The organism is Bradyrhizobium huanghuaihaiense, assembly GCF_025200885.1.
Lineage (GTDB): Bacteria > Pseudomonadota > Alphaproteobacteria > Rhizobiales > Xanthobacteraceae > Bradyrhizobium > Bradyrhizobium huanghuaihaiense.
The window spans coordinates 5654106-5680793 of the sequence record NZ_CP104172.1 but is presented as its reverse complement, the minus strand read 5'-3'; the positions used below and the strand labels follow the sequence as shown (position 1 = coordinate 5680793).

The window sequence follows — 26688 nt, the reverse complement described above, 5'->3', positions numbered from 1 at the left end:
CTGGTCTTGCCTCCCTAGCTCAGCAATCGGCGGCAGATGTCGACGAAATCATCGGTCCAGCCGGTGAGAAGACCGAGCAGGACAAGCCAGACCAGCAGCAGGAAGTGCCAGTAGATGGCGCACAGTTCCACGCTCAATCGCATCTCGGCGATCTCGGCGCCACGCCACATCCTGGCTGAGGTGCGGCCCAAGGCCACCAGACCGCCGGTCAGATGCAGCCCGTGCACCGCGGTCAACAGGTAGAAAAAGGAATTCGCCGGATTGGACGCCACGAAGTATCCGGCGGCCCCGAGCCGTTGCCAGGCCAGGAGCTGTCCGGCGAGGAAGATCACGGCAGATGCCCCGCCAGCGAGCAGACCGATCATGACGCTCTCAGTGTCCTGTCGCCGAGCAGCCACGTATGCCCATTGCAGCGCGACGCTGCTCAGGACCAGGACGCCCGTGTTGATCCACAGCAGCCGCGGTACCGGCAGCGGTCGCCAGTCCACCACGCTCATGCGCATCGAGTAGGCGCTGATGAAGAGGACGAATAATGCGCTGGCGACAGCGAGGAACACGCCAAGTCCGACCTTCGCTGCCGGCCAGGTCATGGCATCGCCGCCGGGGAAGTCGCCGACCGCGCCTTCCTCCAGCCAAGGCTTGGCCGTCAGCCGCTGGTGCGACAGCCACCATCCGGCGATCACCGCAAGCACAGCCAGGAACAGAATGATGGCGCTCACGAAGCAGCTCCCTGAACGAGCTGCGTCGCGCGTGGCGGCTGGTTCTGCGGAATGAAGTCCTCCGCGGCGCCAGGCACGCTGTAATCATAAGCCCAGCGGTACACGACCGGGAGCTCCTTGCCCCAGTTTCCGTGCCCTGGAGGCGTCTCCGGCGTCTGCCACTCCAGCGTCGTCGCCCGCCACGGATTGCCGCCCGAGGCCTCGCCCTTGAACAGGCTCCAGGCGAGATTGAACAGGAACACCATCTGGCTGAAGCCGACGGTCAAGGCCACGACGGAGATGAAGGCGTTCAGTGAATGGGCCGAGGACGGGATGAACGACGTATCCCCGAGCTCGAAATACCGGCGCGGAACCCCGAGCAGTCCGAGATAGTGCATCGGGAAGAAGATCAGGTAGGCGCCGAGGAAGGTGACCCAGAAGTGAAACTTGCCGAGGGCGTCGTTCAGCATCCGCCCCGTCACCTTTGGGTACCAATGATAGATCGCGCCGAGCACGACCATGATCGGTGCCACGCCCATCACCATGTGGAAGTGCGCGACCACGAACATGGTATCCGAGAGGGGCACGTCCACGACGACGTTGCCGAGGAAGAGGCCGGTGAGCCCGCCGTTCACGAAGGTGATGATGAAGCCGAGGGCGAACAGCATCGGCACCCTGAGATGAATGTCGCCGCGCCACAGGGTCAGCACCCAGTTGTAGACCTTGATCGCGGTGGGGATGGCGATGATGAGCGTCGTGGTGGCGAAGAAGTACCCGAATTGCGGGAACATGCCGCTCACATACATGTGGTGTGCCCAGACGATGAAGCTGAGCGCGCCGATCGCCACGATCGCCCAGACCATCATGCGGTAGCCGAAGATGTTCTTGCGCGCATGCGTGCTGATCAGATCGGAGACGATGCCGAAGGCGGGAAGGGCGACGATGTAGACCTCGGGGTGGCCGAAGAACCAGAACAGGTGCTGGAAGAGCAGTGGGCTGCCGCCGCCATGCTTCGATAGTTGTCCCATCTCTACGAGAGAGGGCATGAAGAAGCTGGTTCCCAGGAGACGGTCGAGCAGCAGCATGACCGAGGCAACGAAGAGGGCAGGGAATGCCAGCAGCGCCATGACGGTCGCCGTGAAGATGCCCCACACCGTCAGCGGCAGGCGCATCAACGTCATGCCGCGCGTGCGCGCCTGCAGCACCGTCACCACGTAATTCAGCCCGCCCATGGTGAAGCCGATGATGAACAGGATCAGGGACGACATCATGAGAATGATGCCCCAATCCTGCCCGGGCGTTCCGGAGAGGATTGCCTGCGGCGGGTAGAGCGTCCAGCCGGCGCCGGTGGGGCCGCCGGGCACGAAGAATGTCGAGGCCAGTACCAGGACCGCGAGCAGGTAGACCCAGTAGCTCAGCATGTTCACATAAGGGAAGACCATGTCCCGGGCGCCGACCATCAGCGGGATCAGGTAGTTGCCGAATCCGCCGAGGAACAATGCGGTGAGCAGGTAGATCACCATGATCATGCCGTGCATGGTGATGAACTGGAGGTACTGGTTGGCATCGATGAACGAGAAGGTGCCGGGGAATCCCAGTTGCAGCCGCATCAGCCACGACAGCACCAGGGCCACCAGCCCGATGGCCGTGGCCGTCAGCGAATACTGAATGGCGATCACCTTGGCGTCCTGCGAGAAGACATACCGTGTCCACCAGCTCCTCGGATGATAGAGCTCGACGTCAGGTACTTCGGCAGGCGGGATGCCTTCGATCCCTTCATATGGAATATCGACCATAGAAACCTCCTCGGTCGTTTCCATCGGAAGCGAGGCGTTGGCCTCATGCACCCGATCTATTTCGTGGCGGCAGCTTGCTACTTGCCACCGGATTGGTACGTCGCCTTCACGATGGCTTTTGCCGAAGACAATTCGGCAAACGTCTTTTGTTGCTCCAGCCAAGCGTGATATTCACGCTCTTCGTCGACGATGACCTTGGACCGCATCTGATAGTGAGCCGCGCCACAGAGCTCCGCACAGAGAACGTCGAACGTCCCGGTTCGGATCGGCGTTATCCAGAAATAGGTCACCATGCCTGGGACCATGTCCATCTTGGCCCGGAATTCGGGCACGTAGAAATCGTGCAGGACATCGACCGAGCGGAGGAGAACCTTGACCGGCTTTCCCAATTGAAGGTGCAGGTCGCCGTTCTCGATCACGACGTCGTCCTGCGCGTGGGCGTCGTCACGATTGAGACCCATCGGATTGTCGGCAGCGATGTTGCGGACATCGGATGTGCCCAACTTCCCATCCTTGCCCGGAAGGCGGAAGCTCCACTGCCATTGCTGGCCCATGACCTCGACCTCGGTGGCATCCGCAGGCACCGTCACGAACTGGTGCCAGACCACGAGGCCAGGCGCCAGCATGGCCGCGACGCCGACGCCGGTCCCGACGCTCAGCCACCACTCGAGCCTTTTGTTTTCCGGATTGTAGTCAGCCCGTCTTCCCTCTTTGTGGTGAAAGCGGAAGACGCAGTAAGCCATGAAGGCGATGACCGCGACGAAGACGAAGCCGGTGATCCAGAACGTGATGTTGATGGTGTGGTCGATATAGGCCCAGTTCGTGGCGATCGGCGTCCACCACCACGGGCTGTAGATGTGAAACAGCACCGAGCCGATCGCGACCAGAAGCAGTATCAGTGCGACAGCCATCCTGATCCATCCTTGCCATCGAAGGCTGCGGATACGAATCCGGGGCGGAGCTCATGTCTGTCGCGATGGCTGGCCTTTCTTGGTTGGCATCTATGCCATCGCCGGCCTTTTGCCTCGCCCATTCCACGGGTCGCGAAATCTAGAACGCTTCGCGACCATCAACTAAGGGCGTCTGCGTCTAAAATGATACCGCCCCAATCCGGCGTCAATAGAGCAATGTAGGTGCCCCCGACGTGGCGTGGTTGCCGTCGCCGGCAAGCCGACAACGCATCAGGTGCGCATGTCGGGTCTGGTTGATGCAACGCACAAGCCCGCGCTGGTGCACAATTCACCTAACCGTGAGCACAGCCGTCGCCCGCGCGCGCTAAGCTTGCGAGGCAGGTCGCGACGGGTTCCGTCCGGCCAGGCTCTGTTCGCTGAACCTGGGTTGCCGTACCCGACCCATCGCGTTTCCTGCTCGTCAGGCGGACACGCGTGGCTGAAAAGCGCGTGTTATCGACAATCGCGATTTTCAGCACGGGAGGCTCCGTTCATGGCCACTCTGTACTCCCACGACATCATCAGGCGGCACGTCTTCGGCGAAGCGGCCTCCTATCCCATTCGTAAGATCAGCTTGTCGGACCTGACCGAGGCGCTGCGCCTGGGTTGGGACGATTTCCAGGCGATGCCGAGTCACGCGATCGTCGTGTGCGTGATTTATCCCGTTCTCGGTCTCGTGCTGTTCAGGATGGTTCTCGGCTATTCGGTGTTGCCGCTCCTGTTTCCGCTGGCCGCCGGCTTCGCCTTGATCGGGCCTTTTGCCGCGATCGGTCTCTACGAACTCAGCCGGCGTCGCGAACGTGGCGAGGAGGTCGATGCGTGGGATGCGATCAAGGTGCTGCGCGCACCGTCGTTCGGTGCCATGGTCGAGCTCGGCGTGCTCCTGCTGGTCCTGTTCGGGGCCTGGATCGGTGTCGCGAACGCAATTTATGTCACGATCTTCGGTCACGCGGCGGCTGCAAGCATTCCCGACTTCGCGACGCGCGTGCTGACGACACCGGAAGGCTGGTCGCTCATCGTCGTTGGTTGCGGTGTCGGCTTCCTGTTTGCGGTTGTGGCCTTGTGCGTCAGCGTCGTGTCGTTCCCGTTGATGCTCGACCGGCATGCGACTGCGATCGACGCGATCCGCACGTCGCTCCGGGCGGTGGCAACGAATCCGGTTGCGATGGCCGGATGGGGTCTCATCGTGGCGGCGCTGCTCGTGATCGGCTCGCTACCGCTCTTCGTCGGTCTCGCGGTCGTTCTGCCGGTGCTCGGTCATGCCACCTGGCACCTCTATCGGCGGATCGTCGAGCCCAACCCGAATCCACCGGACGAGCCGCCGCCGCCCCCGAAGGGAAAGCGCTACGCAGCGGACTTTCCGGCCAATCTCTTCCCGTGGAGCCGCGAGGGCGAGCAGTAACTGCGAAACGGCCGCGCCTGGCGGCCGCCTTCGCTTGAGATGACGGGTTAGGACTACTTCTGCTGCTGCGGCAGGAAGGTCGGGCCGACCGAACGGATCGGCTTGTTCTCTGAACTCGGCGCAGCCGTGCCGGTATCAGCCGGCGGCGTTGCCGCCGGTGCAGCGGTCGTCGTCGGCGCGGGCGCCGCGCCCTTCTTGGCGTTGGCAGGCTGCGGCGCGCCCTTGTTGAGGCGCTGCTGCTGCATCTTCCTGGCGCTCTCCTCGGTGACGATGATGTCGCCCTGCTGCTCGACGGTCGCCTTGTCGTCGGCCGATTTCAGCGCGTCGGCCCAGGTCTGTCCGGCCGCCTTGCAGGAGCAGGATGGATTGAACTCGCTGCGGAATTTGAACGCGGTCGGCAGCGCCGTGTAGGGCTGGCCGCCGACGGAGACCGCCGAGTTCATGTCCTCGCCGGGATTGCGATGGGTGTAGAGCACGGCCTCGGCGGCCGGGCAAAGGGCCTTGCAGGTCTTCTCGTCGTCGGGGAAGCGTGCCGGCACGGTGGCAAACGAGATCGGGAAATAAGCGCCGTCGCAGGTGCGCACGCACACGGTGCGGAAGGTGCCGGATTGCGGGCCGAGATCGGAGGGCGGCACGGCTTGCGGATTGTTCGGGTTGTTGCCGCCGTTGAAGAGGTTGCTCAGGAAGTTGCCGCCGCCCTGCGACTGCGCGGCGTTGGCATATTGCGGACCGCAATTGTTCTGCGCCAGCGCCATCAGCACCGAGCGGCGCTGGTTGTCGCGTTCCGGGCTGAAGCCGCCGGAGCCGCCGCGCAGGCGTTCGAGATTGCCGGTGATCTGGTCCAGATTGGCGCGCATCTGCTGGATCTGGGTGTTGACCGGGCTGCATTGCGCCTGCTGGCCGTTGAACAGCGAGAAGAAGCCGGAGGAGTCGCAGCCCATGCGCTTGGCCTGCATGGTGACGCGGTCGAGCTCGGCCTGCTGCTTGGCCTGGGAATCCTGATAGCGGCGGATCTGCTCTTCACGCGCGGGGTCGCCACCGCCGCCGCCGCGATCGAGCGCGGCGAGCTGACCTTCCAGCCGTGCGCACATCGGATTGGGGCCAAGCCCGTTCTGGCCGGGCTGAGGCGGCGGGCCGGGCGGACCGGCCTGCGCGAAAGCGCCATTGGCGAGCACGACGGTGCCGAGGAGCACGGTGCAGGCAAGAAGGGAGCGGGCACGGGAGAGAGACAAAAATTCAGGCATATCCGCCATTCTAGCGAGGTCACGGCCCGGCATGATCTGGGGGCCGAAGCGCGCCCTCCAATAGCCGCTTCCTGCGGCATCGTCACGTCGTTTCAAGGGGCCGAAGACTGGTCCTAAGGTCCGCCAGCTCCGAGGGAATTCAGCGCTGGCAGGTGATTGCGACATATTCGTCGCAATGGCCATGGGAGCAGTTTGCGCCGGTTTTGGGGACAGAGCCGGTAATTTCGTCGGGATCGACCCGGCGATAGCTTGATGCCTGGGCAAAATCCCGTGACTGGCAGTAGGTGCGTGCGACCTGCGCCCCGCATTTGTCGCCCCTAGCCAGGCACTTGTCGACGCCGTAGCCGTCCGCCTGGTTGGCAATGATGAAGACGCGGGTCTCGGCGAATGCACCGGATGCCGCGACGAGGGAAGCACAAGAGACGAGCGCGAACAGGGATCGCATGGGGGTACCGGGGGCTGGAGACCGCCCGCTCTTAATAAACTCAAAAGGTTAAGGGGAATGGAACCATTCCGGCGGGCCCGGCGCGCATTGCGGGAGAAGACGGCATTTTCGCGGCTCCCTTGACGTCAGGGCACCTCATAGCCCATATGTTCCCGCATGAACGGTCTCCTCGCCATTTGCATCATTTGCGAGATTACGAGCTAGCGATTCGCTGGCTGGAGCCGTCTTTTCTCAAACACATTGAGAGCACTGGACGCCCGGCCAACAGCCGACGGGTGTCCATATGGAATTGCGCCTTTACGATACGCTGACGAAGGAAAAGCGCCCCTTCGTGCCGCTCGATGCCAACAACGTCCGCATGTATGTCTGCGGACCGACGGTCTACGACTTCGCCCATATCGGCAACGCGCGACCGGTGATCGTGTTCGACGTGCTGTTTCGGCTGCTGCGCCACACTTACGGCGAGGCGCACGTCAAATATGTCCGCAACATCACCGACGTCGACGACAAGATCAACGACCGCGCCGCGCGCGACTTTCCCGGCCTGCCGCTGAACGAGGCGATCCGGAAAGTGACCGAGCAGACAGGCAAGCAGTTTCACGCCGACGTGGATGCGCTCGGTGCGCTCAGGCCGAGCGTCGAGCCGCGCGCGACCGAGCATATCGCCGAAATGCGCGAGATCATCGAGCGGCTGATCAAGGGTGGCTTTGCCTACGCCGCCGAGGACCACGTGCTGTTCTCGCCGCAGGCGATGAACGCGGCCAACTCCTCGCTGCCGCGCTACGGCGCGCTGTCCAATCGCTCGCTGGATGAGATGATCGCCGGTGCCCGCGTCGATGTCGCGCCCTACAAGAAGGGCAACACCGACTTCGTGCTGTGGAAGCCGTCCAAGCCGGGCGAGCCGTCATGGCCGTCACCGGCCGGCATCAAGGCCGAGGGGCGCCCGGGCTGGCACATCGAGTGCTCGGCCATGGCCTGGAAGCATCTCGGCGAGCACTTCGACATCCATGGCGGCGGCATCGATCTCGTGTTTCCGCATCACGAGAACGAGGTCGCGCAGACCTGCTGCGCGTTCCACCAGGAGCGCATGGCGAACTACTGGATGCACAACGGCTTCCTGCAGGTCGAGAGCGAGAAGATGTCGAAGAGCCTCGGCAACTTCATCACGATCCACGAACTGCTCAAGGATTGGCCGGGCGAGGTGCTGCGCCTCAACATGCTGAAGACGCATTACCGCTCGCCGATCGACTGGACCATGAAGTCGCTGGAGGAGAGCGCCAGGACGCTCGACGACTGGTATCGCGTCGCCGCCGACGTCGTGCCAGGCGAGCCGGCCGCATCCGTGGTCGAGCCGCTGCTTGACGACCTCAACACGCCGCTGGCGATCGCGGCGCTGCACGGCTTGCGTGGCGAAGCCGCTGCATTGTCGGGTTCGTTGCGGCTGCTCGGCTTCCTCGCCGAGAGTGCCGCGCAGTGGGAAAGCCGCAAGCAGCAGGCGAGCGGGGTCGATGCCGGGGAAGTCGAGCGCCTGCTCGCGGAGCGGACGGCTGCGCGTGCGCGGAAAGATTTCAAGGAATCCGACCGCATCCGCGATCTGCTCGCCGCGATGGGCGTTGCGATCAAGGACTCCAAGGACGGAACGACCTGGGAGGTCGCGCGATGAAGCGGCCCGACACGCCGTTCCCCCGGCACTGGCTCTATTACATCGCGCTGAAGATCCTGCTGCTCGGCGCCGCCGTGGCGATCGTGCTGAAACTCTATGGGATGTGGTGAGGACGATGGGACAGACTTTGCCAAAGCCCGCACTTAGGCCGTTCCTGCCCGATGACGTGCCGGTGCTCGCTGCGATCTTCACCGCCAGCATCGAGCAGCTGACCGGCGACGACTACAGCGAGGTGCAGCAGCAGGCCTGGATGGAGGCGGCGGAGGACGAGGAGTTCGGCAAGCGGCTCGCTTCCGACCTGACGCTGATCGCGACGCTCGAGGGCTCGCCCGTCGGCTTCGCCTCGCTGCGCGGCACCGATCACATCCGGATGCTCTATGTGCACCCGGCCGTGGCCGGGCAGGGCATCGCGACCATGCTCGTCGACGCGCTGGAAAAGCTTGCCGGCGGCCGCGGCGCCAAGAGCCTTTCGGTCGATGCCAGCGATACCGCGGAGGGCTTCTTCGCCAAGCGCGGCTACACCGCCCAGCAGCGCAACAGCATCACCATCAACGACGAGTGGCTCGCCAACACAACCATGAAGAAGACGCTTGGAGCTGCACCATGAGCAAGGAGCGTCTCTATCTGTTCGATACCACGCTGCGCGACGGGGCGCAGACCAACGGTGTCGATTTCACGCTGACCGACAAGCAGGTCATCGCGGCGATGCTCGATGACCTCGGCATCGACTATGTCGAGGGCGGCTATCCCGGCGCCAACCCGCTCGACAGCGAATTCTTTGCGACCAAGCCGAAGCTCAATCATGCACGCTTCACCGCCTTCGGCATGACGCGGCGGGCAGGGCGCTCGGTCTCCAACGACCCTGGCGTCGCGGGCCTTTTGGAAGCGAAGGCGGATGCGATCTGCTTCGTGGCGAAGTCGTCGGCCTATCAGGTGCGCGTCGCGCTGGAGACGACCAAGGAGGAAAACCTCGCCTCGATCCGCGACAGCGTCGCGGCGGCAAGGGCGGCCGGCCGCGAAGTGATGCTCGACTGCGAGCATTTTTTCGACGGCTACAAGGAAGACGCCGCATTCGCACTCGCCTGCGCCAAGACTGCCTACGAGGCCGGCGCGCGCTGGGTGGTGCTGTGCGACACCAATGGCGGCACCATGCCTGATGAGGTCGAGGCCATCGTCACCGAGGTGACGAAACACATCCCCGGCGATCACGTCGGCATCCACGCCCATAACGACACCGAGCAGGCGGTGGCGAATTCGCTGGCTGCGGTCCGCGCGGGCGCGCGGCAGATCCAGGGCACGCTGAACGGCCTCGGCGAGCGCTGCGGCAACGCCAATCTCTGCTCGTTGATCCCGACGCTGAAATTGAAGAAGGACTTTGCCGACGTTTTCGAGATCGGCGTCACGTCCGAGAAGCTGGCGACGCTCGTCAAAGTCTCGCGCACGCTCGACGACATGCTCAACCGCGTGCCGAACCGGCATGCTCCTTACGTCGGCGAGAGTGCCTTCGTCACCAAGACCGGCATCCATGCCTCCGCGGTGCTGAAGGATCCGCAGACCTATGAGCATGTGCTGCCGGAGCTGGTCGGCAACCACCGCAAGGTGCTGGTGTCCGACCAGGCCGGCCGCTCCAACGTCATCGCCGAGCTCGACCGGGCCGGCATTGCTTACGAGAAAAGCGATCCGAAGCTGACGCGCCTCGTCGAGGAATTGAAGGAGCGCGAGGCACAGGGCTACGCCTATGAATCCGCCAACGCCTCGTTCGATCTGTTGGCGCGCCGCACGCTCGGCAAGGTGCCGCATTATTTCGAGGTCGAGCAGTTCGACGTCAATGTCGAGCAGCGCTACAACGCGCTCGGTGAGCGCGTCACGGTGGCGCTGGCCGTGGTCAAGGTCGATGTCGCCGGCGAGCACCTGATCTCGGCCGCCGAAGGCAACGGCCCGGTCAATGCGCTCGACGTCGCTTTGCGAAAAGACCTGGGTAAGTACCAGAAATACATCGAGGGGCTGACGCTGATCGACTACCGCGTCCGTATCCTCAATGGCGGCACCGGCGCGGTCACGCGCGTGCTGATCGAGAGCGAGGACGAGAATGGCGACCGCTGGACCACGGTCGGCGTGTCCCCGAACATCATCGACGCCTCGTTCCAGGCGCTGATGGATTCGGTGATCTATAAGCTCGTGAAATCGGGCGCGCCGGCGTAAGCAAGATGTAGCCCGGATGAGCGAAGCGATATCCGGGGCAGTCTACGCTGCGGAGATAGTGTCCCCGGATGTCGCTTCGCTCATCCGGGCTACGGGAGATCGAGGAGGGGGCAAGCATGATCGACCACATCTCCGTCGGCGTCAGCGATCTCGATCGCGCTGCAAAGTTCTACGAGGCATCGCTCGCCGCCCTCGGCCTCACGCGTCTCGTCACGCGGCCGCGGACGGTCGGCTTCGGCAAGGCCTATCCGGAGTTCTGGATCAATTTGCGCGAAGGCATGCCGCGTGTCGGGCCGGAAAGCGGCGTGCACATCTGCCTCCGCGCGAAGACCACGGCCGAGATCGATGCGTTTCACGCCGCCGCGCTGTCCGCGGGCGGTGCATCCGATGGCGCGCCGGGCATCCGCCCGCACGATCGCGTGCGCTACTACGCAGCCTTCGTCTTCGATCCCGATGGCAACCGGATCGAGGCGGCGACGTTTCCGAGCGAGTAGCTCTTACAGCTTGCGCGCGACTTCCGGGGCGAGCTGCTTTTCCGCCTCGGCGATCTGCGCCGCTGCCGCTTTCAGCTTCGGCAGGATCTCCTCGACGCGATCGGCCTTGATGATGTCGACCGACAGGCCCGCGCGGATGAACTCGGTCTGGCGCATGTGCGACAGGAGCGAGAACAGCGGCTCCCAGAAATTGTCGATATTGGCGAGCAGCACCGGCTTGGCGTGACGGCCGAGCTGCTTCCAGGTCAGCTGCTCCACCAGCTCCTCCAGCGTGCCGACGCCGCCCGGCAGCGCCACGAAGGCGTCGGAGCGCTCGAACATCAAGCGCTTGCGCTCGTGCATGTCGGGGGTGACGATCATCTCCTGCACCCGCGTCAGCGCATTCTCGCGCATCCGTAGGAATTCGGGGATGATGCCGGTGACGGTGCCGCCGTGATCCAGCACGGAGGTCGCGACCGAGCCCATCAGGCCGAGCGAGCCGCCGCCATAGACCAGGCGGATGTTGTTCTCGGCGAGGGCCTTGCCGAATGCCTTGGCGCCTTCGGTGAAGCGGGGATTTGTTCCAGGGCCGGAGCCGCAATAGACACAGACGGTTTTGATCGTGCTCATTGGTGCCATGATGCATTGCAGCGAAGAGGCGTCAAGCCCAATCGGTGATTCGGACTGTCCGGAAATCTACCGGTAAATGGCGACAAACAATCGAAGATTCGCCATCTGGCGGGGTGCGCGGGCATCGGGAAGGCTCTATATGACAAGCTAAATTCGTTAATCGCAGCGACGCCCGCATCCGGCGGGCTTTCAGGTTTCTTGATGGATCAACCCCAATCGTTCGACGGCGCCGACGTTCCTGATCCTCCCGCCGGAGGACCGCTGGAGCGGGCCACGCTGATGGGCACGCTGGCGCATCTGTGGCCCTATATCTGGCCGGGCGACCGTTTCGACCTGAAGACGCGCGTGGTCTGGTCGCTGGTGCTGCTGCTCGCCGCCAAGCTGATCACGCTCGCGGTGCCGTTCAGCTTCAAATGGGCCACCGATGCACTGACCGGCGCCAACACAGCGCCGATCGCGGCCGACAATTGGCACCTCTGGGTGATTGCCTCGCCGCTGCTGCTCACCGCGAGCTACGGCGTGATGCGCATCCTGATGGCGGTGCTGACGCAGTGGCGCGACGGCATCTTCGCCCGCGTCGCCATGCATGCGGTGCGCAAGCTCGCCACCATCACCTTCATCCACATGCACGAGCTGTCGCTGCGCTTTCACCTGGAGCGCAAGACCGGCGGCCTGACGCGCGTGCTCGAGCGCGGCCGCGAGGGCATCGAGGTCATCGTGCGCATGGTGATCCTGCAGCTGATCCCGACCATCGTCGAGGTCTCGCTCTTGATGGCCGTGCTGCTCTGGCAGTTCGACTGGCGCTATGTGGTCGTAACCCTGATCACGGTCGCGGTGTACATGTACTACACCTACATCGCGACCGAGTGGCGGATCGGCATCCGCCGCAAGATGAACGATTCCGACACTGAGGCGAACACCAAGGCGATCGACTCGCTGCTCAACTACGAGACCGTGAAATATTTCGGCGCCGAGGCGCGCGAGGCGCAGCGCTACGACAGGTCGGTGGAGCGCTACGAGGAGGCGAGCATCCGCACCTACACCTCGCTCGCGGTGCTCAACACCGGCCAGGCCGTGATCTTCACGATGGGACTGACCGCGACCATGCTGATGTGCGCGATCGGCGTGCGCAACGGCACCAACACGGTCGGCGATTTCGTGCTGGTCAACGCCATGATGATCCAGCTCTACCAGCCCCTGAATTTCATGGGCATGGTCTATCGCGAGATCAAGCAGGCGATCATCGACATCGAGAAGATGTTCGGCGTGCTCCACCGCGAGGCCGAGATCAAGGACGCAGCCGACGCCAAGCCGCTGGCCGTTACCGCCGGCACGGTGCGGTTCGAGGACGTGCGCTTTGCCTACGAGCCGACGCGGCCGATCCTGAAAGGCATCAGCTTCGAGGTGCCGGCCGGCAAGACCGTTGCGATCGTGGGTCCCTCGGGCGCAGGCAAGTCGACCATCTCGCGCCTGTTGTTCCGCCTCTATGACGTATCAGGCGGAAAGATCCTGATCGATGGCCAGGATATCCGTGCGGTCACACAGGATTCACTGCGCGCCGCCATCGGCATGGTGCCGCAGGACACCGTGCTGTTCAACGACACCATCCGCTACAATATCCGCTACGGCCGCTGGGACGCCAGCGATGCCGAGGTCGAGGAGGCCGCGCGCCTCGCGCAGATCGATCATTTCATCCGTATGGCGCCGATGGGCTACGAGACCCAGGTCGGCGAGCGCGGCCTGAAATTGTCGGGCGGCGAGAAGCAGCGCGTCGCGATCGCGCGCACGGTGTTGAAGGCGCCGCCGATCCTGGCGCTGGACGAGGCGACCTCGGCGCTCGACACCCACACAGAGCACGAGATCCAGGGCGCGCTCGACCGCGTCGCCAAGAACCGTACCTCGCTCGTGATCGCGCACCGGCTCTCGACCATCGTCGGTGCCGACGAGATCATCGTGCTGGACCAGGGCCGTATCGCCGAGCGCGGCACCCACGCAAGGCTGCTCGCGCAGGGCGGTCTCTATGCCAGCATGTGGAACAGGCAGCGCGAGGCCGAGGCGGCGCGCGAGAAACTGGCCAAGATGGCCGATTCCAGCGAGGCGCCCAACCGGGAGCCGCCGCCGGTCGCCGACGTCCTGACGACGCCTGCGGCCGCGGAGTGACCTTGTCTCCGGTCCCAACTCTGGCCTAAACAAGCCCACCGCGCGGGGGCGCCCCCGTGCCAACAACTCCAGGCGGCAGATAGCGATGTCCATTCTCGATTCGATCCAGCGTCAGATCCCGCCGATCCACAAGGAGGGCTATCCCTTCATCGGCGGCTTTGCGCTGGCGAGCCTGATCTTGTTCTGGCTGTGGTCCCCCCTGGGATGGATCGGTACGATCCTCACCGTGTGGTGCGCGCTGTTTTTCCGCGATCCCGTGCGGGTGACGCCGGTGCGCGAGGGTCTTGTCGTGTCGCCGGCCGACGGCCGCGTCTCGATGATCACCATGGCGCTGCCGCCGGCCGAACTCGGGCTCGGCGACCGGCCGCTGCCGCGCATCTCGGTGTTCATGAGCGTGTTCAACTGCCACGTGAATCGCGCACCCGTAGCGGGCAGGGTGGACCGGATCGCCTACCGGCCCGGCCTGTTCATCAATGCCGAGCTCGACAAGGCGAGCGAGGACAATGAGCGCAACTCGCTGGTGATCTCGACGCCGACGGCGCGGATCGGCGTGGTCCAGATCGCAGGCCTCGTCGCCAAGCGCATCGTCTGCTTCGTCAGGGAAGGCCAGGCGATCGGCGCCGGCGAGCGCTTCGGCCTGATCCGCTTCGGCTCCCGGCTCGACGTCTACCTGCCGGTCGGCAGCAAGGCGCTGGTCTCGGAAGGGCAGACCGCGATCGCCGGCGAGACCATTTTGGCCGACCTTGCCGGCGACGACCCGAGCCGCGCCTTCCGCGCCAATTAACCAAAGTCGGTCCTTGCGGGCCTTCCGCCGCAATGGCGGAGGGGAACGGGGCTTGCTATATCTCGCCCTAAGATAAGGACGAGCCATGACGCCCTACGACGTGAGAGATCCCGATGTCCGCCGCCGGCGGTTCCGCCCCATTCCGGTGCGGATGCTGGTGCCCAACGTCATCACGCTGCTGGCGATCTGCGCCGGCCTGACCTCGATCCGCCTGTCGATCGAGGGGCGGATGTCGCTCGCCGTCTACGCCATCGTGTTCGCGGCCGCGCTCGACGGCATCGACGGCCGCATCGCCCGCATGATCAAGGGCCAGTCCAAGTTCGGGGCCGAGCTCGACAGCCTCGCCGACTTCGTCAATTTCGGCGTCGCGCCCGGCCTGATGCTGTATTTCTGGCAATTGCACGAGCTCGGCAATGCCGGCTGGATCGCCGCGATGGTGTTCGCGATCTCCGGCGGCCTGCGACTTGCGCGCTTCAACGCCACCATGGACGATCCGAACAAGCCGGCCTTCGCCGCCAATTTCTTCACCGGCGTGCCGGCGCCGGCCGGCGCGATCACGGTGCTGCTGCCGATCTATGTCGCCTTCCTCGATCTCGGCCGGCTGCCCGCGGCGGTGACGGCGGCCTATACGCTGCTGATCGCCTTCCTGATGGTGTCGCGCCTGCCGGTGTTCTCCGGCAAGACCAAGCGGATGCGCGTGCCGCCCGAGCTGGTGCTGCCGGCCTTCGTCGCGGTGATCGTGTTCATCGCGCTCCTGATCGCCTATCCCTGGCACGTGCTGTCGATCGGCACGGTGCTGTACCTTCTCGCTCTGCCGCTCGGCTACAAATCCTATCGCGATCAGGCGCGCGCGATGGAAGCGACCGCGCCGTCGGGAGGCGAGGTCCCGTCGCCGCCGTCGGCGCCGACACTGGCGAATTTGTCGGAGCCGCCGCACGACGACGACCGGCCCGGACGGCTGCACTGAGCGGCCCCGCGCGGATATCTGCCATGAGGCTCCCTGAGTTGGGTTGAACCCTGATCTCGGCTATATCGCCCTGTGCCGGCGGCATCGCGCCAACAGCGACCGCCAATCTGGGAGAGAACGCCGTGACTGATAAAGCGACCGGGCCGCTGCCCGCTTCCGTCCTCGAAGCGCTGGGCCGCTACGACACCCCGACGATCTGCAACGCCATGGAGATCGTGGCGCCCGAGCGCCGGCTGATCGGCTACACCACCAAGCAACTGGTCTGCCCGTTTCCCGACCTGCCGCCGATCGTCGGCTATGCCCGCACGGTCGCAATCCGCTCGGTGCTGAAATCCTCGCTTGCACCGGAAGAGCAGTCGAAGCGCCGCATCGAGTACTACGAATATGTCGGCACCGGGCACGGTCCGCGCATCTCGGTGATCCAGGACATCGACGGCCCCGATGTCGGCTATGGCGCGTTCTGGGGCGAGGTGCAGAGCAACGTGCACAAGGCGCTCGGCTGCCTCGGCGTCATCACCGACGGCTCGATCCGCGACATCCCGCAATGGGCTCCTGGCTTCCAGGCGCTGGCGGGCTCGATCGGCCCGTCGCACGCCTGGGTGCACGCCGAGAGCTTTGGCGGCGAGGTGCGCGTCGCCGGCATGACCGTGAAGTCTGATGATCTCATCCACGCCGACCAGCACGGCGCCATCGTCATCCCACTCGACGTCGCGGCAAAGCTGCCGGAGGCCGCCGAGCTCTGCGGCCGCCGCGAGACGCCGATCCTGGAGATCGCCCGCAGCCCCGACTTCTCGCTTGAGAAGCTGAAGGCCGCGCTGAAGCGTTCGGCGGAAATCCACTGACAGGTGATTGGGCGGATCTACGGCCGCGACGCCGGCCGTGGATCGCCTTGTTCGGCCAGAAACAGGGCGGCCTGATCCGGCTCACCGAGCACTGCGGCGGCGCATCCGATCAGGGTGCAGCCGCCGGCAAGATCCCACAGCGTGATGTCGTCTGCGCTGTCGGTGGAGTGAAGCAACCGCGCTGCGATTACGGCGAAGGCCGCTTCGACAAAGAGCAGCACGCTGAACGCAGGCAGGACGAGCTCCGGCTCCAGCAGATGGAGCGCCAGCACCGCCGGCACCGCGGTGAGAAGACTGAACAGCGTCAACATCGCAAAACGCTCCTGCGCTGGAGCTGGCCGCGTGACCACAGAATAGCAGATCGCCCTTCGTTTCGCCCGTGGCGCAGGGCCGCAGCCGCTTGCCGGCTGGCGCTCTCGGCAGGAGGACAGCTTTGCGTCGAAAGCGATTGAGGCCTCGGCAATCCCTTACAATTCCGCCCTGGGCTCTAGACTGAATTGTCCGAACCGTGGCTCTGTTCCTGCCAGCAGCCGCTGAATGTTGGCGCGATGGCGCACGATCACGTAGACGCCGCCCGCAATCACCAGCAACCGATAAGGCAACGGCTGCTCCAGGCCGCAGACGAGGGCGATCGCAGTCAGCGCGGCCAGGATCGAGCCCAGCGACACGATGCGAGAAACAGCCAGCACAACGGCAAAAGCGATTGCAGCCCCCACACCGACCGGCCAGGACATCGCCAGCAGGACGCCGAGTCCCGTCGCGGCAGATTTGCCGCCGGTAAAGTTCAGCCAGATCGAAAGGCTGTGCCCCAGCAACGCGGCAAGTCCAGCCAGGCACACGGCCCAGGCTACCCAGCTTTGTAGATCAAGTGTTGCCGGCGGCGTGACAGACGGCCACGTGAAGAGCCAACCGTAAAACCAGCGGGCGAAGACGATCGCCGCGGCACCCTTGAGCAGATCGACCAAGAGCACCACAAACGCAGGCCATTTCCCGAGGGTGCGTAATACATTTGTCGCGCCCGTCGATTTGGAGCCGTGTTCGCGGATATCGATGCCTCTCAGCAGTTTCCCCGCCAGGTAGCCCGTGGGCACGGAGCCGAAGAGATAAGCGATGGCCAGTCCAATCGCGCTCGCAATCCAGAAACCCATGGGATTCACCTCGACATCCTATATCGAGCAGCATGAGGCAACTCGGCTGCGCGTTATTGAGCCGCGGCCTTGACGCTGAAGACATCACCGTCCGGAGCCGCAATTATGGTTAGCAGAGTATTGAGATTCGTGTCGGTCGTCGGCATTGGGGGACGTCCTCTCGGCGCCCTGCACGCCTCCGGCGCGCCGGCTCAACTTAACCTTTACGCGGCTTTAAGGGCGGCGCTCTAGGGTTTCCGGTGCGGTTCGGGGTTGGGCCGCGCCAGCGGCCAGGACGGCCGTTGTTGCGGACGCGTTGGAGTCTTCCATGGATATCATGACGGGCGTTGGGCTCACGGCGGGCATCATCGTCATCACGGCGATGATCTTCATGGGCGGCGACCTGCACATGTTCATCTCCGAACATGCCATGATCATCATCTTCGGCGGCTCGATCTCCGCGACCATGATCCGCTTTCCGCTCTCGGCGCTGCTGCACGGCCTTCCGCTCGGCGCCAAGTTCGCCTTCACCATGAGCCGGCTGTCGGCCCACGACCTCGTCGACGAGCTCGCCCGCATCGCCGAGATCGCCCGGAAGCAGGGCCCGGTGGGTCTCGAAAAGGTCGAGACCGACGAGCCCTTCCTCGCCAAGGGCATCCGCTATGTCGCCGACGGCTACGACCTCGACTTCATCCGCGACAATCTCGAGCGCGACCGCGACAACTTCCTGATGCATCTCGACGAGGGCAGCAAGATCTACCGCGCCATCGGCGACTGCGCCCCGGCCTTCGGCATGATCGGCACGCTGATCGGCATGGTGCAGATGTTCGCCAACATGACCGATCCCTCCAAGCTCGGCCCGTTCATGGCGACCGCGCTGCTCGCCACGCTTTACGGCGCGCTCGTCGCCAACTTGTTCTGTCTGCCGATCGCCGACAAGCTGCACGGCAAGCTGCTGGACGAAGAGACCAACCGCACCCTCATCATCGACGGCATCCTGATGATCCGCGACTCCAAGAGCCCGACCTTGGTGCGCGAAATGCTGCTGGCCTATCTGCCGGAGAAGCATCGCCACGCCGAGGGCGAGCCGGTGCCGGCGTAAGGCCGCTCCCCGGGATCAACAGAGATGGCCAAGAAGAAGCGCGGCGATGCTCACGGCGGCGGTCACGGCTGGTTCGTGACCTTCGCCGATCTGATGGGCCTGATGATGAGCTTCTTCGTGATGCTCGTCGCGTTCTCGACGCAGGACGCCAACAAGCTGAAGATCGTCGCCGGCTCGATGCGCGATGCCTTCGGCGTGCAGAGCGAGGCGCGCTACGCCGGCATCGTCGAGTCCGACGGCCTGCCGACACGCCCGCGGCTGAAGAACGTCGATCACATCCAGCCCGAGGATGCCTCCAACACGCCGACGCCGGACCAGGAGGATCGCGACCGCACGTCGGGCGCCAAGATGAAGATCGACCGCAATTTCGCGCTCGCCGCGGCCTCGCTGCGGCAGGCGTTGCAGGACATGCCGGAACTGACCGAGATGTCCAAGCACATCATGTTCGAGGAGACCAAGCAGGGCCTTAACCTCGAGATCGTCGACCAGGACGGCCGTTCGATGTTCGCCGACGGCTCCAAGGTGCCCTATGACCGCACCCGCCGTCTGATCGAGAAGCTCGCGGTCCCGCTCAAGGCCACGCCGCTCCGCGTCTCCATTGCCGGTCACACCGCGGCCGGATTCGTGCCGACCCGCAGCGATTACGGCGCCTTCGATCTGTCGGCCGACCGCGCCAATGCCGTGCGCCAGATCCTCGAGCGCGAGGGCCTGCCGTCCTCCCACATCTTCGCGGTTTCCGGCAAGGCGGACACCCAGCCGCTGTTTCCGGACGATCCCTCGCTTGCCGCCAACCGGCGCGTGACCATCACGCTGATGCGCGAAGATCCGCCGCTGCCGCCGAATTTGAAGCCGTAATCCTCTTGCGCTACCATCTTACCTGAGGCATCTCGTCGCGCAGGTGACGGCGTGGCCGCGCCGTCACAGCATCCGGCTCCGTGCCTGCTATGCTGTGCGGATTGACAGGCGCGCAGGAAGCGTCAAAAGGCGCCGGATCAAATTCAGGGACGAAGCGTTTTCCATCCTCATGGCGGCGAGCATCACACAGACCGAGACCCAGGAAGGGCCGGTCACCTCGGGTTTTTGGGCCCTTACGCTCGGGAGCATCGGCGTTGTCTTCGGCGATATCGGGACCTCGCCGCTCTACGCATTCCACGAGGCGATGAAGGGCGCGGCCCATGGCGAGCCGGTCTCGCGGGTCATGGTGCTCGGCGTGCTCTCGCTGATCCTGTGGGCGCTCTTTATCGTCGTCACCGCCAAATACGTCCTGCTCCTACTGCGCGCCGACAATAACGGGGAGGGCGGCACGCTCTCGCTGATGGCACTCGGCCAGCGCGCGCTCGGGCGGCGAAGCTGGCTCCTGCTCGCCCTCGGCGTGGTCGGCGCCTCCATGTTCATCGGCGATTCCATGATCACGCCGGCAATTTCGGTGCTGTCGGCGGTCGAGGGTCTGAAGCTCGTGACCCCCGCCTTCGAACACTATGTCGTACCGCTCACCGTCATCATCCTGGTGTTGCTGTTCGCGGTCCAGAGCAAGGGGACCGCGCTGGTGGCATCCGCCTTCGGGCCGGTGATGGTGGTTTGGTTCACCGTTCTTGCGGTGATGGGCGCCGTCCACATCGCCGATGATCCGTCGGTGCTCGCCGCGATCAATCCCTATTACGCGCTGCAATTCCTGCTGTCGCACGGCACGATCGGCCTCGTGACGCTGGGCGCGGTGTTCCTCGCGGTCACCGGCGGCGAGGCGCTTTACGCCGATCTCGGCCATTTCGGCCGCAAGCCGATCCAGTCGGCCTGGATGTTCTTCGTGCTGCCCTCGCTGCTGATCAATTATTTCGGGCAGGGCGCGCTGGTGCTGTCCGATCCCAGCGCGATCGAGCATTCGTTCTACCGCATGGTGCCCGAGAGTCTGGTGCTGCCCTTGGTCGGACTTGCGACCGCGGCGACCGTGATCGCGAGCCAGGCGGTGATTACCGGCGCCTATTCGCTGGTCTATCAGGCGGTGCAACTCGGCCTGCTTCCGCGTTTCGAGGTGCGCTACACGTCCGAAACCCATGCCGGCCAGATCTATCTGCCGCGCGTGAACCGTCTGCTGCTGATCGGCGTCATGCTGCTGGTGCTGCTGTTCCACACCCCCAGCAATCTGGCTTCGGCCTACGGCATCGCCGTCTCCACCACCATGGTCGTCGACGGCATCATGGGCTTCGTCGTGATCTGGAAGCTGTGGAACTGGCGCGCGGCGACGGCTGCGGCGGTAATCGTGCCCTTCGTCGTCGTCGACATGAGCTTCTTCAGCGCCAATCTGCTCAAGCTGCTCGAAGGCGCGTGGGTACCGCTGCTGTTCGGCGCGGCCATGGCCGGGACGATCTGGACCTGGCGCAAGGGGACCGGCATCCTGCTTCAGAAGACGCGCCGGATCGAGGTGCCACTGGACGATCTGATCCGGAGCCTGGAGAAGCGGCCGCCACACATCGTCAAGGGCACCGCGGTGTTCCTGACCAGCGATCCTTCCTTCGTGCCGACCGCGCTGCTGCATAATCTCAAGCACAATAAGGTCCTGCATGAGCACAACGTGATCCTGACCATCGAGACCGCGCATACGCCGCGGGTCGACCTGTCCGAACGGTTCAGGATGGAGAAGATCAGCGAGAAGTTCTCGAAAGTCCGGCTGCGCTTCGGCTACATGGAGCAGCCGAATGTGCCCAAGGCGCTCGCCATCGCGCGCAAGCAGGGCTGGCAGTTCGACATCATGTCGACGTCGTTCTTCGTGTCGCGCCGCTCGCTGAAGGCTTCGGCGCAGTCGGGCATGCCGCTCTGGCAGGACCATCTGTTCATCGCGCTGAGCCGGTCTGCCAACGACGCCACCGACTACTTCCAGATTCCGACCGGGCGGGTGGTTGAAGTCGGAACCCAAGTGACTATTTGAAAACGCAACTGCTGAACCCATGCGAATTTCGCATGGCGAGTGCCCAAAATCGGGCTAGGCTATGCCGGCAGCGCAGGACTATAAGCCGCGCGCTCTTCCGCCGTTGTGCAGTGAAGCATTTTAGAGGCCATCGGGCTCTCCCATGACAAGCGACGTAGCAGTTCCCGCCCCGGAAACGGCGGCGGCCAATGGCCATGGCGAGGCCCATACCACCGCCGGTTTCCGCGCGCTGACGCTCGGAAGCATCGGCGTCGTCTATGGCGATATCGGCACCAGCCCGCTCTACGCGTTCCGCGAGGCCGTAATGGCGGCCTCGGGCGCTGAGGGCGCCCCGACGCCGGCTGCCATTCTGGGCGTGGTCTCCCTGATCCTGTGGGCGCTCATCGTGGTGGTGACGCTCAAATACGTCGTGATCCTGCTCCGCGCCGACAATAACGGCGAGGGCGGAACACTGGCATTGATGGCGCTGGCCCAGCGCGCGGTCGGAACCGGCGGGGCGACCATCGTCCTGCTCGGCATCATTTCCGGTGCACTGTTCTACGGCGATGCCGTGATCACGCCGGCGCTCTCGGTGCTGTCGGCGATCGAAGGCATGAAGGACGTCACCCTGACGTTCGAGCCATATATCGTCCCGCTGACCGTGGTGATCCTGGTCTGCCTGTTCGCGGTGCAGTCGCGCGGCACGGCGCGCGTTGCCGCCTTCTTCGGTCCGATCATGTGCGTCTGGTTCGCGGTCCTCGCGGCGGCGGCGATCCACCCCATCATCGAGCAGCCGCAGGTCCTGTTCGCGCTGAACCCGCTTTACGCCGTGTCCTTCATGCTCCACCACGGCATCATCGGCTTCGTGACGCTAGGCGCGGTGTTCCTGGCCGTGACCGGTGCCGAGGCGCTCTATGCCGACCTCGGTCATTTCGGCAAGCGGCCGATCCAGACCGCCTGGCTGTTCATCGTGGTGCCGTCGCTGGCGCTGAATTATCTGGGGCAGGGGGCGCTGGTGCTCAGCGATCCCGGCGCGATCGTCAGCCCGTTCTTCCAGCTCTTCCCGCAAGGCTTTTTCCGCGGCAGCATGGTCGTGCTGGCCACCATGGCGACCGTGATCGCGAGCCAGGCCGTCATCACCGGCGCCTATTCGCTGACGCGCCAGGCGATCCAGCTCGGGCTGCTGCCGCGCTTCGAAATTCGCCATACGTCTGAAGCCCATTCCGGCCAGATCTTCATCCCGCGCATCAACCAACTGCTGCTGGTCGCGGTGGTGCTGCTGGTACTGCTGTTCCGCTCCTCCAGCGCGCTGGCCTCGGCCTACGGCATCTCCGTCACCGGGACCATGGTGGTCACGGCGATGATGGGCTTTGTCGTGGTCTGGAAGGTCTGGCGCTGGTCGCCGATCGCGGCCGGCGCGCTGATCGCGCCGTTCCTGTTCCTCGACCTGACCTTCCTCGCGGCCAACCTGCTGAAGGTATTCGAGGGCGGCTGGGTGCCGCTGGCGCTCGGTGCGGTCATGATCATCCTGATGTACACGTGGCGGCGCGGCAGCCGGCTGCTGTTCGAGAAGTCGCGCAAGCTCGAGTTCCCGCTCGCCGACCTCGTGGCCATGCTGGAGAAGCGGCCGCCGCAGCGGGTGCCCGGCACCGCCGTGTTCCTGACCTCGGACCCGCTCAGCGCCCCGACCGCGCTGATGCATAGTCTGAAACACTACAAGGTGCTGCACGAGAAGAACGTCATTCTCACCATCGAGACCGCGCAGACCCCGCGGATCGACCCGGCCGAGCGCGTCAGGCTGGAGCAGATCTCGCCGACGTTCTCCAAGGTGACGCTGAAGTTCGGCTTCATGGAATCGCCCAACGTGCCGAAGGCCCTCGCCATCGCCCGCAAGCTCGGCTGGCAGTTCGACATCATGTCGACCTCGTTTTTCCTGTCGCGCCGGGCGCTGAAGCCCGCCGCCCATTCCGGCATGCCGCGCTGGCAGGACCGGCTGTTCATCTCGCTGAGCCGCTCCGCCAACGATGCCACCGACTATTTCCAGATCCCCTCCGGCCGGGTGGTCGAGGTCGGCACCCAGGTGACGATCTAGCCACCACCGCTGTCATCGCCCGGCTTGACCGGGCGATCCAGTATTCCAGAGGCTGGCGTTAAAGAGCTCGCTCTCGCCGCATCCGCCGCGGCGTACTGGATCCCCCGCCTGCCGCCTGCGCTAAAGCTTCGGCGCCCCTGGGACCTCAACCCCGGCAAAGCCTTGGCGTAGCCGGGTCGCGGGGAATGACATCGAGTATGGGCCCCGAAAGCTGCACTTCAAGTCGCTGCGATTTAGCTTTAACTTGCGCCGCGCAGCTCAAGCCTTTGTGGCGCTTGATTTTCGCTTCCCGAGAGGCGAGGTTGCCGCGCGCCGGGATCGCCCGGCTTGCAGCCCGCGACGTTGGAGGATGAAGTGGCAAACCAGGTACAGGATCTGACCCCGGACGAGGTCTCCAAGGGTGTTGCGGAAGGGCGCTATCTGCTCGTCGACGTCCGTGAGCCGAATGAGGTCGAGGCCGAGGCCTATCCCTACGGCGTTGTGGTTCCGCTCTCGACCTTCGATCCCAAGGCGATCCCCGATCCGGAAGGTAAGCAGGTCGTGTTCGCCTGCCGTTCGGGCAAGCGCTCGGTGACCGCCTCGCTGGCGGCGCAGGCGGCGGGCCTGCCTTACGACAAGCATCTGGCCGGCGGTATGCTCGGCTGGAAGGCGGCGGGTCTTCCCAGCAAGGTTGGTGGCTGATCGGCCCCAATGTCTAACAAGATGTCCAAGAGCTCGTCCCTGAACAAGGTCTTCGCCGACCTTCCCGTCACCATCTTCGAGGCGATGTCGCAGGCCGCGCGCGACAATGCCGCCATCAATCTCGGCCAGGGCTTCCCTGACGATCCCGGCCCCGAGGACATCCGCCGCGCCGCGGCCGAGGCCTCGCTGAACGGCTACAACCAGTATCCCTCGATGATGGGTCTGCCGGAGCTGCGCCAGGCGATCGCGACCCATTACGGTCACTGGCACGGCCTCAAGCTCGATCCGATGAGCGAGGTGATGGTCACCTCCGGCGGCACCGAGGCGCTGACCTCGGCGATCCTCGCGGTGGTCCAGCCCGGCGACGAGGTGGTCTGCTTCCAGCCGGTCTATGATTCCTATCTGCCGATCATCCGCCAGGCCGGCGGCATTCCGCGCCTGGTGCGCCTGGAGCCGCCGCACTGGCGGCTGAATGAGGACATGCTGAAAAGCGTCTTCAATTCAAAGACCAAGGCGGTGCTGTTCAACAATCCTCTGAATCCGTCCGCGGTGGTCTATCCGCGGGAGGACGTGGAACTGCTCGCGCGCTACTGCCAGGAGTTTGACGTCATCGCGATCTGCGACGAGGTCTGGGAGCACGTCACCTTCGACGAGCACGAGCACATCCCGCTGATCACCATCCCCGGCATGCGCGAGCGCACCATCAAGGTCGGCTCGGCCGGCAAGATCTTCTCGCTGACGGGCTGGAAGATCGGCTTCGTCTGCGCCGCGCCACAGCTGTTGCGCGTCGCGGCCAAGGTGCACCAGTTCCTGACCTTCACAACCGCGCCGAACCTGCAAGCCGCCGTCGCCTACGGCCTCGGCAAGTCGGACGACTACTTCCTGTCGATGCGCAAAGACCTGACGCGGAGCAGGGACCGCCTGACCAAGGGGCTCGAGAGCCTCGGCTTCCCCGTGCTGAAGTCGCAAGGCACCTACTTCCTCACCGTCGACCTGTCGCCGCTCGGGCTCAACGAGAGCGACACCGAGTTCTGCTGGCGCATCGTGAAGGACTACAAGGTCGCGGCGATCCCGGTCTCGGCGTTCTACGAGCAGGACCCCGTGACCTCGGTGGTGCGCTTCTGCTTCGCCAAGAAGGACCAGACGCTCGACACCGCACTGGAGCGGCTGTCGGACGCGGTGCGTGGACGCAAGAGGTAGACAGAAATGACGAACGTCAGCCGCGCGGGGTTTCGCCTCGGTCTTGCAATCGCCGCAGCGCTGACGTTGCTTTCGCCTCCCGCCGGGGCGGAGGAGCGCGTCGTCAACTTCTACAACTGGTCCAACTACATGGCGCCGGATGTTCTGGAGGCCTTCACCAAGGAGACCGGCATCAAGGTGGTCTACGACACCTTCGACGCCAACGAGACGCTGGAGACGCGCCTGATGGCCGGCAAGTCCGGCTATGACGTCGTGGTGCCCACGGCCTATTTCCTGCAGCGCCAGATCAAGGCGAACATCTTCCAGAAGCTCGACAAGGCGAAGCTGCCGAACCTCGCCAATGCGTGGCCGGTGGTGACCGCGCGGCTCGGCATCTACGACCCCGGCAACGTCTACGCCGCCAACTACATGTGGGGCACGACGGGCATCGGCTACAACGTCGCCAAGGTGAAGGCGATCCTCGGGCCCGACGCCAAGATCGACAGCTGGGACATCGTCTTCAAGCCGGAGAACCTGGCAAAATTTAGAGATTGCGGCGTGCACATGCTCGACTCCGCCGACGACATCTTTCCGGCGGCGCTGAGCTATATCGGGCTCGATCCGAACTCGACCAAGCAGGCGGACCTGGAGAAGGCCGCCGACGTCGTCGCAAAAGTCCGGCCATCCGTGCGCAAGTTTCACTCGTCCGAATATCTGAGCGCGCTGGCGACCGGCGAGATCTGCTTCGTGGTCGGCTGGTCCGGCGACATCATGCAGGCCCGCGCCCGTGCCGCCGAAGCCAAGAGCGGTATCGAGATCGGGTACACCATTCCGAAGGAGGGCGCGCAGATGTTCTTCGACAATCTCGCGATCCCCGCGGATGCCAAGAACGTCGCGGAAGCCTACGAGCTGATCAACTATCTCTACCGTCCGGACGTCGCCGCCAAGAACTCGGACTTTTTGTCCTACGCCAACGGCAACCTCGCCAGCCAGAAACTGGTCGATCCGAAAATCCTTGATGACAAGAACATCTATCCGGACGAGGCGACGCTTTCAAAACTGTTCGTCATCACCGCGCGCGAGCCGGCGACCCAGCGGATCATCAACCGGCTGTGGACGAAGGTGAAGACGGGACGGTAGGCGCTCCGCGATCGTGCCGTGGATCGATCCCGTTAAATCATTTTCTGAAGAACAACCCCATGCACAGTAGAACCGCCATCGGCGTGGTGCCGGCTCTGGCGGTGCCCAAGTCGCGGTGCGGCTTGGTTTAATCGACGCGCAGGCGCAACGACCTGAGGCACCGCGCGCGCGGTGCAAAATGAAGCGCTATGCAGGCCGCACGCTCGCAA

General features: G+C 64.4%; 24 protein-coding genes. 16 read left to right on the top strand and 8 right to left on the bottom strand.

The features are described from left to right. Nucleotides 1-14: 14 nt before the first annotated feature. The 3 genes from N2603_RS27310 to N2603_RS27300 form a co-directional block, all read right to left on the bottom strand. Nucleotides 15-719, bottom strand: a complete 705-nt coding sequence (locus N2603_RS27310; protein WP_260384568.1) for a cytochrome c oxidase subunit 3 — start codon at nt 717-719, stop codon at nt 15-17. Next, nucleotides 716-2494 carry a cbb3-type cytochrome c oxidase subunit I gene (locus N2603_RS27305; protein WP_020608000.1) on the bottom strand — a complete coding sequence of 593 codons (1779 nt, stop codon included), beginning with the start codon at nt 2492-2494 and terminating at the stop codon, nt 716-718. The genes N2603_RS27310 and N2603_RS27305 overlap by 4 nt, the downstream gene beginning before the upstream one ends. A 77-nt stretch (nt 2495-2571) precedes the next feature. Further along, on the bottom strand, nt 2572-3405 hold the full coding sequence (locus N2603_RS27300) for a cytochrome c oxidase subunit II (protein WP_260384567.1): 834 nt from the start codon (nt 3403-3405) through the stop codon (nt 2572-2574). Nucleotides 3406-3937: 532 nt separating this feature from the next. Between N2603_RS27300 and N2603_RS27295 the strand changes: the two genes are divergently transcribed. Further along, nucleotides 3938-4846 (top strand): DUF2189 domain-containing protein, encoded by a 909-nt coding sequence (locus tag N2603_RS27295; RefSeq protein ID WP_018645527.1) that lies wholly within the window; start codon nt 3938-3940, stop codon nt 4844-4846. 53 nt (nt 4847-4899) lie between these two features. Here N2603_RS27295 and N2603_RS27290 read toward each other — a convergent pair whose 3' ends face one another. Together N2603_RS27290 and N2603_RS27285 are read right to left on the bottom strand one after the other, a co-directional pair. Further along, a complete protein-coding gene (locus N2603_RS27290) occupies nt 4900-6099 on the bottom strand; it encodes a DUF2865 domain-containing protein (RefSeq protein ID WP_260384566.1) in 1200 nt (399 codons plus the stop codon). Nucleotides 6100-6229: 130 nt separating this feature from the next. After that, nucleotides 6230-6535, bottom strand: coding sequence for a hypothetical protein (locus N2603_RS27285; protein WP_260384565.1), 306 nt, complete (start codon nt 6533-6535; stop codon nt 6230-6232). A gap of 283 nt (nt 6536-6818) precedes the next feature. Between N2603_RS27285 and cysS the strand changes: the two genes are divergently transcribed. From cysS to N2603_RS27265, 4 genes are all read left to right on the top strand, one after another. Further along, complete coding sequence (gene cysS, locus N2603_RS27280) at nt 6819-8198, top strand: cysteine--tRNA ligase (RefSeq protein WP_260384564.1); 1380 nt, start codon at nt 6819-6821, stop codon at nt 8196-8198. Between the two features lie 115 nt (nt 8199-8313). After that, nucleotides 8314-8805, top strand: coding sequence for a GNAT family N-acetyltransferase (locus tag N2603_RS27275; RefSeq protein ID WP_260384563.1), 492 nt, complete (start codon nt 8314-8316; stop codon nt 8803-8805). Beyond that, nucleotides 8802-10400 (top strand): citramalate synthase, encoded by a 1599-nt coding sequence (gene cimA / locus N2603_RS27270; RefSeq protein ID WP_260384562.1) that lies wholly within the window; start codon nt 8802-8804, stop codon nt 10398-10400. The genes N2603_RS27275 and cimA overlap by 4 nt, the downstream gene beginning before the upstream one ends. A gap of 116 nt (nt 10401-10516) precedes the next feature. Continuing rightward, nucleotides 10517-10894 carry a VOC family protein gene (locus N2603_RS27265; protein WP_260384561.1) on the top strand — a complete coding sequence of 126 codons (378 nt, stop codon included), beginning with the start codon at nt 10517-10519 and terminating at the stop codon, nt 10892-10894. A gap of 3 nt (nt 10895-10897) precedes the next feature. On the opposite strand, the gene N2603_RS27260 is transcribed toward N2603_RS27265, so the two are convergent. Then, entirely contained in the window at nt 10898-11503 is a 606-nt protein-coding gene (locus tag N2603_RS27260) for an LOG family protein (protein ID WP_026312401.1), read from the bottom strand. 201 nt (nt 11504-11704) lie between these two features. Here N2603_RS27260 and N2603_RS27255 point away from each other — a divergent pair, with 201 nt between their 5' ends. The 4 genes from N2603_RS27255 to N2603_RS27240 all read left to right on the top strand — a co-directional run bounded on the left by N2603_RS27255 (nt 11705) and on the right by N2603_RS27240 (nt 16256). After that, nucleotides 11705-13663: an ABCB family ABC transporter ATP-binding protein/permease gene (locus N2603_RS27255; protein WP_260384560.1), complete on the top strand. Its 1959-nt coding sequence runs from the start codon at nt 11705-11707 to the stop codon at nt 13661-13663. A gap of 85 nt (nt 13664-13748) precedes the next feature. After that, entirely contained in the window at nt 13749-14447 is a 699-nt protein-coding gene (locus N2603_RS27250; RefSeq protein WP_018645537.1) for a phosphatidylserine decarboxylase, read from the top strand. 85 nt (nt 14448-14532) lie between these two features. Further along, the gene (locus N2603_RS27245) at nt 14533-15414 is read left to right on the top strand and encodes a CDP-alcohol phosphatidyltransferase family protein (RefSeq protein ID WP_018645538.1); all 882 of its coding nucleotides are present in this window, start codon (nt 14533-14535) and stop codon (nt 15412-15414) included. Between the two features lie 122 nt (nt 15415-15536). Next, on the top strand, nt 15537-16256 hold the full coding sequence (locus N2603_RS27240) for an RraA family protein (RefSeq protein WP_018645539.1): 720 nt from the start codon (nt 15537-15539) through the stop codon (nt 16254-16256). 17 nt (nt 16257-16273) lie between these two features. On the opposite strand, the gene N2603_RS27235 is transcribed toward N2603_RS27240, so the two are convergent. Further along, nucleotides 16274-16567, bottom strand: coding sequence for a hypothetical protein (locus N2603_RS27235; protein ID WP_260384559.1), 294 nt, complete (start codon nt 16565-16567; stop codon nt 16274-16276). Nucleotides 16568-16723: 156 nt separating this feature from the next. Next, nucleotides 16724-17404: a glycerol-3-phosphate 1-O-acyltransferase PlsY gene (gene plsY / locus N2603_RS27230; RefSeq protein ID WP_260384558.1), complete on the bottom strand. Its 681-nt coding sequence runs from the start codon at nt 17402-17404 to the stop codon at nt 16724-16726. A 307-nt stretch (nt 17405-17711) separates the two neighbouring features. On the opposite strand from plsY, the gene N2603_RS27225 reads away from it, so the two are divergent. The 7 genes from N2603_RS27225 to N2603_RS27195 all read left to right on the top strand — a co-directional run bounded on the left by N2603_RS27225 (nt 17712) and on the right by N2603_RS27195 (nt 26479). Next, complete coding sequence (locus tag N2603_RS27225) at nt 17712-18485, top strand: motility protein A (RefSeq protein ID WP_018645542.1); 774 nt, start codon at nt 17712-17714, stop codon at nt 18483-18485. Nucleotides 18486-18509: 24 nt separating this feature from the next. Next, nucleotides 18510-19340, top strand: a complete 831-nt coding sequence (locus N2603_RS27220) for an OmpA/MotB family protein (RefSeq protein WP_018645543.1) — start codon at nt 18510-18512, stop codon at nt 19338-19340. A 169-nt stretch (nt 19341-19509) separates the two neighbouring features. Beyond that, nucleotides 19510-21408: a potassium transporter Kup gene (locus tag N2603_RS27215; protein WP_260384557.1), complete on the top strand. Its 1899-nt coding sequence runs from the start codon at nt 19510-19512 to the stop codon at nt 21406-21408. 142 nt (nt 21409-21550) lie between these two features. Next, on the top strand, nt 21551-23479 hold the full coding sequence (locus tag N2603_RS27210; protein ID WP_260384556.1) for a potassium transporter Kup: 1929 nt from the start codon (nt 21551-21553) through the stop codon (nt 23477-23479). Between the two features lie 354 nt (nt 23480-23833). Next, nucleotides 23834-24160, top strand: coding sequence for a rhodanese-like domain-containing protein (locus N2603_RS27205; RefSeq protein ID WP_247276830.1), 327 nt, complete (start codon nt 23834-23836; stop codon nt 24158-24160). Nucleotides 24161-24181: 21 nt separating this feature from the next. Further along, entirely contained in the window at nt 24182-25360 is a 1179-nt protein-coding gene (locus N2603_RS27200; protein ID WP_260424266.1) for an aminotransferase, read from the top strand. Between the two features lie 6 nt (nt 25361-25366). Continuing rightward, on the top strand, nt 25367-26479 hold the full coding sequence (locus N2603_RS27195; protein WP_260384555.1) for a polyamine ABC transporter substrate-binding protein: 1113 nt from the start codon (nt 25367-25369) through the stop codon (nt 26477-26479). Nucleotides 26480-26688: the final 209 nt, after the last annotated feature.

Coding starts and splice junctions, on each gene's coding strand:
- N2603_RS27305 (WP_020608000.1), bottom strand. CDS start 2,494: ATGGTCGATATTCCATATGAAGGGATCGAAGGCATCCCGCCTGCCGAA.
- N2603_RS27300 (WP_260384567.1), bottom strand. CDS start 3,405: ATGGCTGTCGCACTGATACTGCTTCTGGTCGCGATCGGCTCGGTGCTG.
- N2603_RS27295 (WP_018645527.1), top strand. CDS start 3,938: ATGGCCACTCTGTACTCCCACGACATCATCAGGCGGCACGTCTTCGGC.
- N2603_RS27290 (WP_260384566.1), bottom strand. CDS start 6,099: ATGGCGGATATGCCTGAATTTTTGTCTCTCTCCCGTGCCCGCTCCCTT.
- N2603_RS27285 (WP_260384565.1), bottom strand. CDS start 6,535: ATGCGATCCCTGTTCGCGCTCGTCTCTTGTGCTTCCCTCGTCGCGGCA.
- cysS (WP_260384564.1), top strand. CDS start 6,819: ATGGAATTGCGCCTTTACGATACGCTGACGAAGGAAAAGCGCCCCTTC.
- N2603_RS27275 (WP_260384563.1), top strand. CDS start 8,314: ATGGGACAGACTTTGCCAAAGCCCGCACTTAGGCCGTTCCTGCCCGAT.
- cimA (WP_260384562.1), top strand. CDS start 8,802: ATGAGCAAGGAGCGTCTCTATCTGTTCGATACCACGCTGCGCGACGGG.
- N2603_RS27265 (WP_260384561.1), top strand. CDS start 10,517: ATGATCGACCACATCTCCGTCGGCGTCAGCGATCTCGATCGCGCTGCA.
- N2603_RS27260 (WP_026312401.1), bottom strand. CDS start 11,503: ATGAGCACGATCAAAACCGTCTGTGTCTATTGCGGCTCCGGCCCTGGA.
- N2603_RS27255 (WP_260384560.1), top strand. CDS start 11,705: ATGGATCAACCCCAATCGTTCGACGGCGCCGACGTTCCTGATCCTCCC.
- N2603_RS27250 (WP_018645537.1), top strand. CDS start 13,749: ATGTCCATTCTCGATTCGATCCAGCGTCAGATCCCGCCGATCCACAAG.
- N2603_RS27245 (WP_018645538.1), top strand. CDS start 14,533: ATGACGCCCTACGACGTGAGAGATCCCGATGTCCGCCGCCGGCGGTTC.
- N2603_RS27235 (WP_260384559.1), bottom strand. CDS start 16,567: ATGTTGACGCTGTTCAGTCTTCTCACCGCGGTGCCGGCGGTGCTGGCG.
- plsY (WP_260384558.1), bottom strand. CDS start 17,404: ATGGGTTTCTGGATTGCGAGCGCGATTGGACTGGCCATCGCTTATCTC.
- N2603_RS27225 (WP_018645542.1), top strand. CDS start 17,712: ATGGATATCATGACGGGCGTTGGGCTCACGGCGGGCATCATCGTCATC.
- N2603_RS27220 (WP_018645543.1), top strand. CDS start 18,510: ATGGCCAAGAAGAAGCGCGGCGATGCTCACGGCGGCGGTCACGGCTGG.
- N2603_RS27215 (WP_260384557.1), top strand. CDS start 19,510: ATGGCGGCGAGCATCACACAGACCGAGACCCAGGAAGGGCCGGTCACC.
- N2603_RS27210 (WP_260384556.1), top strand. CDS start 21,551: ATGACAAGCGACGTAGCAGTTCCCGCCCCGGAAACGGCGGCGGCCAAT.
- N2603_RS27200 (WP_260424266.1), top strand. CDS start 24,182: ATGTCCAAGAGCTCGTCCCTGAACAAGGTCTTCGCCGACCTTCCCGTC.
- N2603_RS27195 (WP_260384555.1), top strand. CDS start 25,367: ATGACGAACGTCAGCCGCGCGGGGTTTCGCCTCGGTCTTGCAATCGCC.